Source organism: Micromonospora sp. NBC_01796 (assembly GCF_035917455.1).
Classification (GTDB): Bacteria; Actinomycetota; Actinomycetes; order Mycobacteriales; family Micromonosporaceae; genus Micromonospora_G.
The window spans coordinates 4,740,768-4,753,296 of the sequence record NZ_CP109078.1; the positions used below are offsets into that span (position 1 = coordinate 4,740,768).

General features: G+C 70.6%; 13 protein-coding genes. 5 read left to right on the forward strand and 8 right to left on the reverse strand.

Annotation, left to right across the window (positions count from 1 at the left end; translation table 11 throughout):
* Positions 1-17: 17 nt before the first annotated feature.
* The 4 genes from OIE47_RS21960 to OIE47_RS21975 form a co-directional block, all read right to left on the reverse strand.
* Positions 18-836, reverse strand: coding sequence for a hypothetical protein (locus OIE47_RS21960; RefSeq protein ID WP_326556407.1), 819 nt, complete (start codon positions 834-836; stop codon positions 18-20).
* A gap of 75 nt (positions 837-911) precedes the next feature.
* The gene (locus tag OIE47_RS21965) at positions 912-1,637 is read right to left on the reverse strand and encodes a response regulator transcription factor (protein ID WP_326556408.1); all 726 of its coding nucleotides are present in this window, start codon (positions 1,635-1,637) and stop codon (positions 912-914) included.
* Positions 1,607-2,851: a hypothetical protein gene (locus tag OIE47_RS21970; RefSeq protein ID WP_326556409.1), complete on the reverse strand. Its 1,245-nt coding sequence runs from the start codon at positions 2,849-2,851 to the stop codon at positions 1,607-1,609. Before OIE47_RS21970 ends, OIE47_RS21965 begins: the two co-directional genes overlap by 31 nt.
* The gene (locus OIE47_RS21975; protein ID WP_326556410.1) at positions 2,841-4,049 is read right to left on the reverse strand and encodes a sensor histidine kinase; all 1,209 of its coding nucleotides are present in this window, start codon (positions 4,047-4,049) and stop codon (positions 2,841-2,843) included. Before OIE47_RS21975 ends, OIE47_RS21970 begins: the two co-directional genes overlap by 11 nt.
* A gap of 205 nt (positions 4,050-4,254) precedes the next feature.
* Between OIE47_RS21975 and OIE47_RS21980 the strand changes: the two genes are divergently transcribed.
* Positions 4,255-5,178, forward strand: a complete 924-nt coding sequence (locus tag OIE47_RS21980; RefSeq protein WP_326556411.1) for a DUF72 domain-containing protein — start codon at positions 4,255-4,257, stop codon at positions 5,176-5,178.
* A 29-nt stretch (positions 5,179-5,207) separates the two neighbouring features.
* Here the strand turns inward: OIE47_RS21980 and OIE47_RS21985 are convergent, their stop codons facing one another.
* Positions 5,208-5,798: a hypothetical protein gene (locus OIE47_RS21985; protein WP_326556412.1), complete on the reverse strand. Its 591-nt coding sequence runs from the start codon at positions 5,796-5,798 to the stop codon at positions 5,208-5,210.
* Between the two features lie 118 nt (positions 5,799-5,916).
* On the opposite strand from OIE47_RS21985, the gene OIE47_RS21990 reads away from it, so the two are divergent.
* The gene (locus tag OIE47_RS21990) at positions 5,917-6,744 is read left to right on the forward strand and encodes a MerR family transcriptional regulator (RefSeq protein WP_326556413.1); all 828 of its coding nucleotides are present in this window, start codon (positions 5,917-5,919) and stop codon (positions 6,742-6,744) included.
* 57 nt (positions 6,745-6,801) lie between these two features.
* Here OIE47_RS21990 and OIE47_RS21995 read toward each other — a convergent pair whose 3' ends face one another.
* The gene (locus OIE47_RS21995) at positions 6,802-7,437 is read right to left on the reverse strand and encodes an SAM-dependent methyltransferase (protein WP_326556414.1); all 636 of its coding nucleotides are present in this window, start codon (positions 7,435-7,437) and stop codon (positions 6,802-6,804) included.
* Positions 7,438-7,551: 114 nt separating this feature from the next.
* Here OIE47_RS21995 and OIE47_RS22000 point away from each other — a divergent pair, with 114 nt between their 5' ends.
* Positions 7,552-8,175, forward strand: a complete 624-nt coding sequence (locus OIE47_RS22000) for a hypothetical protein (protein WP_326556415.1) — start codon at positions 7,552-7,554, stop codon at positions 8,173-8,175.
* A gap of 127 nt (positions 8,176-8,302) precedes the next feature.
* Positions 8,303-9,316 (forward strand): NAD(+)/NADH kinase, encoded by a 1,014-nt coding sequence (locus tag OIE47_RS22005; protein ID WP_326556416.1) that lies wholly within the window; start codon positions 8,303-8,305, stop codon positions 9,314-9,316.
* A gap of 13 nt (positions 9,317-9,329) precedes the next feature.
* Here the strand turns inward: OIE47_RS22005 and OIE47_RS22010 are convergent, their stop codons facing one another.
* Entirely contained in the window at positions 9,330-9,620 is a 291-nt protein-coding gene (locus tag OIE47_RS22010; RefSeq protein ID WP_326556417.1) for a hypothetical protein, read from the reverse strand.
* A 442-nt stretch (positions 9,621-10,062) separates the two neighbouring features.
* Here OIE47_RS22010 and OIE47_RS22015 point away from each other — a divergent pair, with 442 nt between their 5' ends.
* The gene (locus OIE47_RS22015) at positions 10,063-11,490 is read left to right on the forward strand and encodes an IS4 family transposase (protein ID WP_326556418.1); all 1,428 of its coding nucleotides are present in this window, start codon (positions 10,063-10,065) and stop codon (positions 11,488-11,490) included.
* 85 nt (positions 11,491-11,575) lie between these two features.
* On the opposite strand, the gene OIE47_RS22020 is transcribed toward OIE47_RS22015, so the two are convergent.
* Positions 11,576-12,520 carry a serine hydrolase domain-containing protein gene (locus OIE47_RS22020; protein WP_326556419.1) on the reverse strand — a complete coding sequence of 315 codons (945 nt, stop codon included), beginning with the start codon at positions 12,518-12,520 and terminating at the stop codon, positions 11,576-11,578.
* Between the last annotated feature and the right edge of the window lie 9 nt (positions 12,521-12,529).

Sequence of the window (12,529 nt, forward strand, 5' to 3'; positions counted from 1 at the left end):
GAGACGACCGTAGCGGCTCAGGAAGCGGAACCGGGGTGCCCGGAGCGCCGCAGGCCGGCACTGCCGGCCTGCGGCGCCCGGCGCGCGGAGAAGGAGCTCCGCGCTGACCGGCGGTGATAGTCGTCGCGATGGGTGAACTCGACGACCAGACCGCCGGGAAGACTGATGCCCCGCCGGGGATCGGCGAGTTCCTCGGTGAACGGCCCGGCCCCGGCGCGGGTCGTGAGGGTTCCCCGTTCCGGCCCGGACAACTCCGGTGTGCCGGGGTGGGCGAGGCGGAACTGGGCGATCGACCGGCGGACGAGGTGGAGCAGTTCACGGGCCGCGCCCGCCGAGCCGAGCTCACCGCCGCCGAGCGCCAGGCCCGGCTGCCGGATGGTTCGCAGGCTGTCGCAGACCAGCAGCAACCGTTCCGGCTGGTTGCCCGGCCCGGCCGGCAGCAGGTGCAGCCGGCCCGGCCACTGCCAGCGGATCTGCCCGGTGACGATCCGGCTGCCGACCTGTTCCGACCGGCGGCGGTGCCGGGGCCGGCCGGTCCGGGCCTCGCCCGGTACGCCCACCTTGTCGAAGTCCCAGTTGTCGCAGACGAACGCCAACCGCCGGTCGGTGACGGTGACGTCCGCCGGCCGGAGCAGGGACCAGTGCAGGTTGCCGTTGCCCAGCGACGGGCCGAGCAGGTAACCGGCCACGTCGACCCGACCACGCCAGAGGGACCGCTCGCCCGGGTCGAGCAGCACCCGGTGGTGCCGGTCGAGCTGGGGGTACCCGCGGTCGTCCTGGTCCGGCTGGTCGAAACGGTGCGGCCGGACGAAGTACGGGGATGCGTCGTCGCTCATCGGCGGAGGGCCTCCTGTGGACGAACTTCCTCCTGTCCAGGTTCGCGGACTGCGTGACCCGCGTCATGACACCTGTTAGGGGGTCGGCTGATCGGGTGAGGCGTATGACCGGTAGTCGCCGATCTCCTCCGCCCGTACGAGTCCGTCCTCGATCGCTCGGGCCAGCAACGCCGCCTTGGTCGCCGCCGGGCGGCCGGCGCGGGCGTACTTGATCCGGGCCCGGTCGACGTACTGCTTCACGGTGTGCTCGCTGATGTTCATCCGCCGGGCCACCGAAGCCTTCGACATCGACTGGAACCAGAGCAGCAGCGCCTCACGCTCCTTCTCGGACAGTACGGGTCGACCCGACCGGCGGTCGCCGACGATCGCACCGGCGAGCGCGGGCGGCACGTACCCCCGGTCGCTGGCGGCGGCGAGCACCGTCGCGACGCAGTGTTCGCGCCCCTCGTGCTTGGCGAGGAAGGCCACCGCCCCGGCGTCGAGGACGGCCAGGATGATGTCCGCCTCGGTGTGTTCGGAGTAGACCACCACCCGGCGGCCGGCGGCACCCAGCTCGGCGACCTTGTCGAGGACCAGGTGCCCGTGCAGCCGCAGATCCAGCATGATCACGTCGGCGGTCGGCTGGTCGTCGCCGAGCACCACGTCCGGATCCTCACCGGTCGCGACCACGGTCAGCCGCGGCTCCTGGTCGAGCCAGGAACGTACGCCCTCGACCACCACCGGGTGGTCGTCGATGATCGCGACGGTGAAGCGCTGCTCCCGGTCGTCGCTCACGTGGCCCGCCACCGGGTCTGCGCCCATACCTGATCCCCGTCCCGCTCGTAGACGTACTCGACTTCTCCGTTGTCGGTGCCGGTCGCGGCCGGCCCGGCCGGATCCGGTCCGGTGCTGGGGGTGACCACGCTGACCACCACCTCATCCGGCTGCGCGACCACGGTCAACCTGGCCCACTGCCGGGCGGTGGCGAGGGTCGCGGTGAGTGGTTCGGCCAGCCTGCGGCGAACGTGTACGGGTAACGCCGGCAGCGTACCAACGGAAACCAGCTCGACCGGAAGACCGTTTCGTTCGGCGATGTCGACCGCCGCCCGCAGTTCGTGCAGCAGCGGATCGGGCACGTCGTCGGACTCCGCGATCAACCGGCGCAGCCGTGCCGCCTCCAGGGCGCACCGCTGCTGCACCGCCGGATCGGTCGGGTCGGCGGAGCCGTCGGCCAGTTCCGCGAGCAACGCCCCGGCGGTCCGGCTGACCAGGGCCAGGCGTTCCTGCCGGTCGGCTCGGGCCCGCTGGGCGGCGATCCGTTCGGCGTCGAGGGCCGCGCGGGCCGCCGCCGTACCGGCCGTACGGGCGGCCAGGGTACGCAGCACGCTGGCCGCGACGCTGAACGCGATCGGGAGGGTCGCGGTGCCGTACGTGTACATGGCGTACCGGCTCAGCCCGGCTGCGTCCCCGGCGCCGTAGGCGAAGACCGCGACCAGGGCGATGGCCGCCTCGGCGGCGAAGACCGCCACCAGTGCGGTGACCGGCCGCCCCCACAGCACGAGGACGACAAACCAGCCGAGTGTGCCCCAGCCCCAGTTCGCCGGCAGGAACAGCAGTTCGTCGGGGGTGTTGACGAAGACCACCGCGTCGACCAGGAGCAGTACGCCGATCAGCCGCCAGGTCGGCGTACGGGTGCCCCGGAGCAGGTGGGCGGCGGAGATCGCGCCGACCACCACGAAGATCAGCCATCCGGCGCCGACCGTCCACGGCCACCGGTACACCGACCAGTTCCCGAGCAGGGCCGGCACGTTGACCACCGTGTGCCAGCCGAAGGCGATGAGTACGGCGGCGATCCGGCTGCCCCGGTCGGCGGTGGCGGCGACACCGGCGACCACGTCCCTCGGCGTCGCGCCGGTGCCGTCCCGGGCCGTGGTGGCGTCCCGACCGGTGGTCCGGTCGGGATCGGCGCTGCGGGCGAGCGGGACGGTCCGCCGGGTCGCCGCAGCGGCGCCGATCGGGTGCGGTTCAGTGGACATCGGACCACTCCAACCGGACCCGGGTGCCCCGACCGGGTGCGGAGTCGACCTCCGACCGTCCGCCGATCGCCGCCATCCGCCCGTGGATCGACTCGCGCAGGCCGTACCGGTGCAGCGGAACCGTCAGCGGGTCGAAGCCCGGCCCGTCGTCGGTCACCTCGACCGCGACGCCCGCGTCGGCCAGGGCGGTGAGCCGTACCGAGACGGCGGCGCCGGGGGCGTGCCGGGCCACGTTGGACAGCGCTTCGGCGGCGCTGTCGGTGAGCGCGTCGGCGATGTCCGGCGGCACCGCGCAGGGGTGCAGGTCCACGGTCGGGGCCAGCTCGGGCAGGCGGTGCAGGAGGGCCCGGAGCCGGTCGTCGAGGGCCGCCGGCACGCTCGGGTCCGGCGACGCCGACAGCGCGCGGGTGCGGGACGAGGCCAGCTCGTCGAGCGTACGCAGGTCGGCCGCCGCCCGTACGCGCAGCAGCGGTGAACCGGCGCCCACCCCGCCGAGCCCGACGACGGTGAGCGTGGACAGCACGGTGTCGTGCAGGTCGCGGTTGTGCCGGCGTTCCGCCGCACGGGCGGCTCGGGCGATCAGCACCTCGCGGGAGGCCCGCTGGTAGTCGGCGAAAGCCTCGTCGGCGGCGCGGCTGCTGCGCCGGGTCAGCGCGGCCAGTCCGGCCCCGAAGATGGTCTGCACGACCAGGGTCACCGAGTGCGAGATCGCCTCGGTGTTGTTGTCGGCGAGATGCGCCCCGTACGCGTACGCCGCCGTAACCACCAGTCCGGCCGGTACGGACCGGGAGGCGGGCAGCCCGAAGTGGGCGACGACGATCGACGTGCTGGCGAGGATGGCCAGCCAGCTTCCCTCGCCCGGCAGCACCTCGGCGGCGACCAGGCGGTTGATCAGCAGGCAGCAGACGATGGTCAGGGTCAGGTCGACGTAGATGATGCCGGGGGTGAGCCCGCGCCGCAGGGTCGACGCGGCGAACAGCACGGACCAGCCGGTCAGCACGACGATCGTGACGATCAGGAGCGGAGTGGAGACCGGCGGCGTCCGTACGGCCAGCGCCACGGCCGCGCCCGCGAGACCGCAGGTCAGCCGGAGCAGCGCGGGGAAGATCGCGAAGACCTGGTTCAGTGCGCCGCTGGCCGGCCGGTCCTCGTCGCGGGCGGGATCCGGGGCGGTGCCGAGGCTGGTGACCAATGTCAATTCCTGCCCTCCCGGCGGCTGATCGGTTCATTGGCCGGACGTCCGGCATATCGACGGGGGAGAATAGCACGAATAGCCCGATCAGTTCCCGTACCGGTGCAGCCGTTACGGGGCTGTGTCCCGGCGCCGCCGGGGACGGCCGGTTTCGGTCCACGCCGGATGGAGAACCGGTTTCAGTCCAGGCCGGATGGAGAACTGGTAGGGCATGAGCGAGATCAGGGTGGGCACATCGTCGTGGGCGGACCGGCTGCTACTGGCCTCGGGCTGGTATCCGCGGGAGGCCAACACCCCCGCCGGCCGGCTGGCCTACTACGCGGACCGGTTCGACCTGGTCGAGGTGGACACCACCTACTATGCGCTGCCGGCGGTCGAGACGACCTCGGCCTGGGTCGACCGGACACCACCGGGGTTCAGGTTCAACGTCAAGGCGTTCAGCCTCTTCACCGGTCATCCGACCGCCATCTCGGCACTGCCCCGGGACCTGCGCCCGACGGGTGACCCGAACGGCCGGGTACGCCGCCGCGACCTGCCCGAACCGACGTACGAGGAACTGTGGGAGAGGTTCCGGGCCGTCCTCGAACCGATCGCCGCCGCCGGCAAGCTGGGCGTGGTGCTGCTCCAGTTCCCGCCGTGGCTCGGTTACGGGGAAGCGGCCAAGCGGCGGATCATCGAGGTCGCCGAGCGTTGCCGCCCGCTGCGGGTCGCGGTCGAGTTCCGGCACAGCTCCTGGTTCGACGGAGACAACGCCCGCTACACGGTCGGGTTCCTGGCCCGCAACGACCTGTCGATGGTCTGTGTGGACATGCCGCAGGGGCACGCGTCCTCCGTACCGCCGGTTCTCCTCGCCACCGCGGACCCGGCGGTGGTCCGGTTCCACGGCCACAGTGCGGCCTGGGGCAGCGGCGACAAACAGGAAAAATTCCGGTACGCGTACGCCGAGGGCCAGCTCGCCCGGTGGGCCGACCGGCTGCGCGAGTTCGCCCGCGAGACCGACGAACTGCACGTGCTGATGAACAACTGCTGCGGTGACCAGGCCCAACGCGACGCGGCCCGGCTGGCGGCACTGCTGCGCCGCGACGGCAGCCGACCGGACGCCGACCAGTTGACCCTGCTGCCGGTCGGCTCCTGACAGTGGCCTGCTGCGGCTGACGCCGGACGTCAGCTCCGGGCGTTCGGCCGGGGTGCCTGGATGGACAGGAACGCGTCGATGTTGCGCAGGTGCTTGGGGGTCAGCCCGAGGTGCGACTGCGGGGACACGATCAGCGTCGGCGCCAGCCGGGACAGCTCGTTGCCGTTGTCGTGGGCGCGCAGCTCCCAGGTCGCGTCGTCGTCGGTCCAGACCAGGGGGCGGCCCTCGTCGCGGACCACCCGCTCGGCCGCCGGATACTTCCACCAGCCCCGCGCGACGGCGACCGGGGCGGCACCGGCGAGCGCCTGCTCGCGCTCGTCGAACTCCGGGGAGTCCTGGGTGTCGAACCTCGGCAGCCCCAGCAACCGGGCCAGGTTCTCGGCATCGTGCTGCCAGGTCGTGTGCCAGCGGACCTCGGCCCGCCCCGACTCGTGCACGGTACGGATGAAGTCGAGCACCGGCTGCGCGGCGAGGATCGGCCAGTCGACGCCCGCCGAGCTGGCGGTGCCGGTGACCCACTGGTCCCGGGGCCACACGTTCCGGTCCGGCTTGCGGCTGATCGCGTTGACCACCCCGTCGATGTCGAGCAACCACACCGGTGTGGGATCGACCGTCTCCATGACAGCAGTTGTACGCCCAGCCCACCCGTACCACCAGCCTTTTGGGAAGGCAGGGGCGGGCGGCGTCTAGCGTGGGCTTGACTCTGACACGGTGTCAGGGGCCACGGTGGGACAGGTCATGTTCAGTATCGGAGACTTCGCCAAGATCGGCCGGGTGTCGGTCCGGATGCTGCGTCACTACGACGCGATCGGACTGCTGCGCCCGGCATCGGTCGACCCCGGCAGCGGGTACCGCTCCTACCACGCCGATCAACTGCGCCGGCTCAACCGGGTGATCGCCCTGAAGGATCTCGGCTTCACCCTCCAGCAGGTGCAGACACTGCTCGACGACGAGTTGGACGTCGAACAACTGCGCGGGATGCTGCGCCTGCAACGGGCGGAACTGGCCGCGCGGCTGGCGGCGGACGCGGCCCGGTTGACCGGGATCGAGGCGAGGCTCCGGATGATCGAGAACGAGGGCCACATGCACACCGAGGACGTTGTACTCAAGAAGATCGCCCCGGTCCGGGTCGCGGAACTCAGCGCGGTCGCGGCCAGCTACGAGACCGTCGACCTCTCGCCGGTGATCCAGCCGCTCTACCCGGAACTGCTGTGCCGGATCGAGGCGGCCGGGGTCGACGTGACCGGGCCGTCGGTCGCGTACTACGAACCGGCGCCGGGGGAGTCCGGCGAGGCGGTCGTGGTGCACGCGTCGGTGCAGGTCGCGGTCGCCCCGCGCGACGGCTACGACTTCACCATTGTCGACCTGCCCGGCATCGAGTCCGCCGCGACGATCATCCACCGTGGTTCGATGCACGAGGCCGACCGGAGCATGCAGATCCTGGCCCGCTGGGTCGAGGAGCACGGCTACCGCATGATCGGGTACGCCCGCGAGGTGTGCCTGGAGTTCGTACCGGACGAGCCGGACAAGTGGGTCCACGAGTTCCAGGTCGAGGTCGCCCGGTAGCCGGCCCGTCCCGGCGGGGCCCGTCCTGTCCCGGCGGCCCGCCGGGGCGAGGGCGGGTTACCGGGTGAAGGCGAAGTAGGACAGGTCCGGGTCGAGGGTGGCCGGCGGGGCGGTGAGCTGGTGCAGGCCGACGCTGAGGGTCCGGTCGTCGGGGGCGGCGAAGGCTAGCTCGCGGAAACCGGCCTCGGTGAACCACTCGCGGATGGTCGGGGTCAGGTCCGGGGCACGGCGGTGCCGGGTCCAGATCACGAAGGCGTCCGGCGCGCAGAGCTGGGGCAGGGCCGCCACGGTCGCCCGTACGTCGGCGTCGGAGATGTTGCCGAAGACGCCGCACATCAGCACGATCTCGGCGGGTACGCCACCGAGGTAGGAGGTCGCCACCCCCGCGTCGGCCTCCACCACCTCGATCTGCCGGTCCAGCCCCGCCGCCGACGCCGCAATCCGTGCCGCCTTCGCGTTCGTCGGATCCAACTCGACCAGCCGGGCCCGTACGTCCATCCGTCGTGGATGGTCGCCGAGCACTCCGATCACGTCGCGTCCCTCCCCGGCGCAACCGCTGACCAGCCTGACCGGCCCCGGCGGAACCTCCGCGAGCGCCCGACGCAACTGGTCCTGCACCAGGCGCAACCGGTGCCACAGGTGCGATCCCGGCTGGTCGTACGCGCTGTGCCACGCGGTGCCGTAACGGTTCATGGCGACAACTCCCCGTCTCGATGTGTGACCCGCACCCATCATCGCCGAACGGGGCGGAAGACTGTGGCACCCTCGACGCAGAGCCGCCACGGACTCGACGACCTGGGGAGAGAAATGACCGATCAGTACGGCCAGGGCTCCCAAGCACAGCCGTCCGCCCAGCCGAACCCGCAACCGCTCCCCGCCCAGCCCACCGGGCCGTCCCCGTACGCCGAAGCGAGCGCACCGCCGCCGTATCCGTACGGTGAACCGGTTGTGCCGCCGTCGTATCCGGGTGGGGCGCCGTTCCCGTACCCGGACGGGGGTCCGTACCCGTACGGGGATCCCGGGCAGCCGGTCGCGCAGCGTAATCGGGCGAAGCCGTTTCTCGTCGCCGCCGCCGGTCTGCTCACGCTCTTCGTGCTCACCCTCGGTGGGCTCGCGATCTGGGACGGTGTCCGGGAGGACAGCGGGGTCGCCGGCTGCCGGTCGTTGGCGGACCGGACCTCCGGGCAGAACCGCGAGTTGGCCGAGGACGAGCACCGTGAGCTGCGCGAACAGTTCGCCGACTCCGACATCCGGGCGATCCGCGAGCACGGCACCGAGATGATGGACGTGCTGTGGGAGGTGTCGAAGCTGCCGCCGGGTGAGGAGATGGGCGCGCTGCGCTACCTGCCGCAGTTGTCCGTACACGCCGAGGGGCTGCGGCGGGCCTGCGCCGAGCAGGGTGTGGTGATCTCGCCCAATCTGCCCGACTAGTCCGCTCACCGTCCGCGTACCGGCGTCGGCGAGGTCCGTAAGCTGCATCTGACCGGCTGCGCGGTGCCCGGCGACGGCCGCCGCAGGGCAAGGGTCGGGTCCCCCGGGACGGAGGAGAGACGAGATCATGACGCGCGAGCGAATCGGCCTGGTGGTGCACACGGGCCGGCAGGCGGCGATCGAGGCCGCCGGTTTGGTGCGTCGGTGGGCGGACGCGAACGACATCACGGTCAGTGACATCGACGTATGGGAGCGGGACTGGGACACCTGCCACCGGCGCAACGCGGTGGACGAGGCCGAGGCCGCCGGCCACCCGGCGCTCGTCGTCACTGTCGGTGGCGACGGTACGTTCCTGCGCGGTGCCCGGATCGCGGCCGAGGACGGCGTACCCGTACTCGGGATCAACGTCGGCCGGGTGGGTTTCCTGACCGAGGTCGACCCGAGTGAGATCGATGCCGCCCTGGACGCGTTCTTCTCCGGGCACGTGCACATGGACGAGCGGCTGATGCTGACCCTCTGCGCCTCCCGCCCGCTGGAGATCCCCAAGGGCATGCAGGACCTGCTCCGGTACGGCCGCGGCCCGTTGCTGCCCCCGCCCCCGCTACGGCAGGCGGAGGAGCCGATCAACCGGGCCGGGGTGGCGCTGGACGTGACCGCGCTCAACGACATCGTGTTCGAGAAGCTGGCCCGCGACCGGCAGGCGAGTCTCGGGGTCTACCTGGACGAGAGCCTGTTCACGTCGTACTCGGCGGACGCCCTGGTGGTGGCGAGCCCCACCGGGTCGACGGCCTACAGTTTCGCCGCCGGCGGACCGATCCTGTCGCCCCGGCTGCGGGCACTGGTGCTGACCCCGGTCGCCGCCCACATGGTCTTCAACCGGAGCATGGTCGTGGCGGCCGACGAGGCGGTCTCCGTACGGGTCCTCGAACACTCCGGCTCGGTGGCGGTCAGCGTCGACGGGCAGCTCCGGGGGGTGCTGAACCCGGGCGACTGGGTGACCGTGCAGCCGGCGGCGCAACCGGCCAAACTGGTCCGGCTGCACTCGTCGCACTTCTACTCCCGGCTCCGGGAGAAGTTCTCCCTCGCCGGTGCCCCGGCCGCGATCGCGGACAGCGAACCGGTACGTGGGCGGGCGGAGTGAAGGCGGCGCCGCGTTACGGCAGGATCGACTTGACGAAGGGGTAGAACAGGTGGTTGTAGGTGCCGTTGTCGAGGAACTTGCCGTTGCTGAGGATCGCCTTCCGCAGGGTTTTCAGGTCCTTCTCCCTGCCCTGCGCGGTCAGGCGGGCGCGGAGTAGTGCCGCCTCCTGGGTGACTTCGGCGGAGAGTTCCCGGACCAGTCCGGCGGGGGTGCCGAACCGCAGACCGCCCATGTGCCCCGCGAGCCCCTGCACCTTGTCCTCGAATTCCTTGAGATCTTCCGGTACGCGGTTGAACAGTCCCATGGGTCGCCGCCCTCGGTAGTCAACGATCGGATTCGTGCTGCGCATCCGCGCTGACGTTACAAGCGGCGGACCTGACCGGGGCTCGCCCTCGAGGCCGCAGGTCGGGACTGTTCAGTCCATGGTGGGCGGATCGACCGGTCGGATCGTCGTCCGGTCGGCGAGCACCGCGCCGCCGTTCGACACCATCCGCGGTCCCAGAGAACCAACTCGCCTTTTCTCGTACATCGTCTTTGATGTACGCACACAATGCCGCTCAGTTAGGGCGGTGGGTGGTTGGGTGACGCCGGTTGGTCATGGCGGCGTGGTGGAACATGGAACAACGGAACTACCGGTATGACTGTCGATCGACCAAGAAAGACCGTCTGTCCCGGGAGTTCCGTTGTCGGTTCAGTTTGCCATGCCAGCGTTGGGTGGCCCAGCCCGTGATCACATCGATCTCGGGGTGTTGACCAGTACCGTCCCACCCGACCTGGTTGACGAGGTCATCGATACGGCCGGTTGCCGGGAACAGCGACGCCGGGTCCTGCCCGCCCGTGTGGTGATCTACTTCGTGCTCGCGTTGGCACTGTTCAGCGCCGCTGACGGCTACCGCCCACCGGGATACCGGGCCGTTGCACGGATCCTGGTCCTGCGGTGGCGGTGGCTGTGCCACGGATGCGTACTCGCGTCGAGTTCGGCGTTGACGCAAGCCCGGCAACGGCTCGGCGTCAAACCGCTCCACCTGCTCTTCGACCGGGTCCGTGGCCCTGCCGGCACCCCAACGACCGGATCGACGTTCGTTTTCGGGCGACGCGTCGTCGCATGGGACGCCACCACCCTGGCCACCCCGGACACCCCCGCGAACGCCACCGAGTTCGGCTACCACGGCCAGGCCCGTAACCCCACCAAAAAGCCCACGGACAGCTACCAGCGCCGGCTCGGCAGCACCCCACTGATCCGACTCATGACACTCATCGACTGCGGCACCCACACCATCATCGACGCCACCTTCGACGGAGTCGTCACCTCCAGCGAACCCGCCCTCGCCCGGCGGCTCCTCGCCTCACTCACCCCCGGCATGCTCCTCCTCGCCGACCGGAACTTCACCAGTCACGACCTGTGGTCACACGCCACCGCCACCGGCGCCGACCTCATCTGGCGAGCGAAGAAGAACCTCCAACTCGTCCCCACCACCCACCTACCCGACGGCTCATTCCTCGCCACACTCCCCACCAGACGCGAGACCGCCCGCCTCAACGGCGCCCGCGCCCGCGGCTGCCCACCCCAACCACCACGCCACGGCCACCAAATCCGCGTCGTGGAATTCACCATCACCACCACCGGCCCGAACACCAGCACCGAGGAATACCGCCTCCTCACCACCCTCCTCGACCACCACCACGCACCCGCACAACACATCGCCGCCCTCTACCAACAACGCTGGGAATCAGAAACCCACTACAGCTTCCTCAAACCCCGCCTCATCGGCACCAACACCACCCTCCGCTCACACACACCCACCGGCATCACCCAAGAGATCTACGCACTCCTCATCACCTACCAAGCCCTCTGCCACCTCCGCACCGAAGCCGCCACCACCGCCAACCACGACCCCGACCACATCTCCTTCACCCTCACCCTCCGCACCGCCCGCACCGCCCTCCACCAACCCCCCACCCACCACACCCGCAACCACACCATCACCGACATCCTCAACGAACCACCACTCACCAGACGCCACCGCACCTACCCCCGCCAACGACGACCAACCGCCACCCCCTACCCCACAAAACCCCGCCACCAACCCCGACCACCCACCCACACCCACCACCACATCACCATCACACCCAGCCAAACCACCACCAAAATCACCAACCAACGCCTTAACTAAGCGGCATTGTGTACGCACACCAAAGACGATGTACGAAGAAAACGCGTGTGTTGGTTTCGCGCGGGTAGACAAGGCAGCCAGCGGATCAGGCGGTGGCGGCGAGCAGGTCATGGACCGCGGCGGGGCCGGTTTCGTCCTGGTTGCTGAGGATGACGAGGCGACGGTCGGAGTCGGGCAGCCAGGCGGCGAACGCCTTGAACCCGGCGTTGTCGCCCGAGTGCTGGCGCCATCGCTCACCGTTGACCGAGCCGATGAACCAGCCGTAGCCGTAGCTGCGCAACTCGGTGCCGTAGACGGTGGCCGCGTGTTCGGTGAACGTCAGCCGCAGCGACTCCGGGCCGAGCAGGCGCCCGGCGGGTAGTGCGTCGAGCCACGTGAGCATGTCGTCGACGGTGGACCAGACGTCGCCCGCGCCCATCCCGACCGAGTCCAGCTCGAACGAGGGCACGGGACGGTCGGCGGCATGGCCGCGCGCCAAACCGGCGCGGTCGCCGGGGGCGCCCGCGAACGTACCGTCCATGCCCAGGGGCGTGAAGATCTCGCCGGTCAGGAAATCACGGTACGGCCGGTCGGCGGCTCGTTGCACGACGTGGGCCAGCAGGACATAACCGGGACTGCTGTAGTGCCAGCCGGTGCCGGGCTCGAACAGTGGCCCGGCCTGCTGGAAGGCGGCAAGCAGGTCGTCCGGTGCCATTCCGGCGGTCAGATCGATCGTCGGGTAGTCCTTCCAGTGGCCGAGGCCGGAGGTGTGCACCAGAAGTTGGTGCAGGGTGATCGGCCCCCACGACTGCGGGCACCCGCCGATCCACCGGTCGATCCGGTCGTCCAGGGCCAACGCGTGCCGCTCGGCGAGCAGCAGGACCGCCGCCGCGGTGAACTGTTTGCTGATCGAAGCGAGCTGGTAGCGGGTCTGCCGCGAGTTGGGCGTGCCGGTCGCCGTGTCGGCGTAACCGCTGTTGACCTGGGTCAGGACCGTGTCGCCGCGGGTGACCAGGATCGAGCCCCGGACCGGTGGTGTGGCTGGTGGCATGGCTCGACT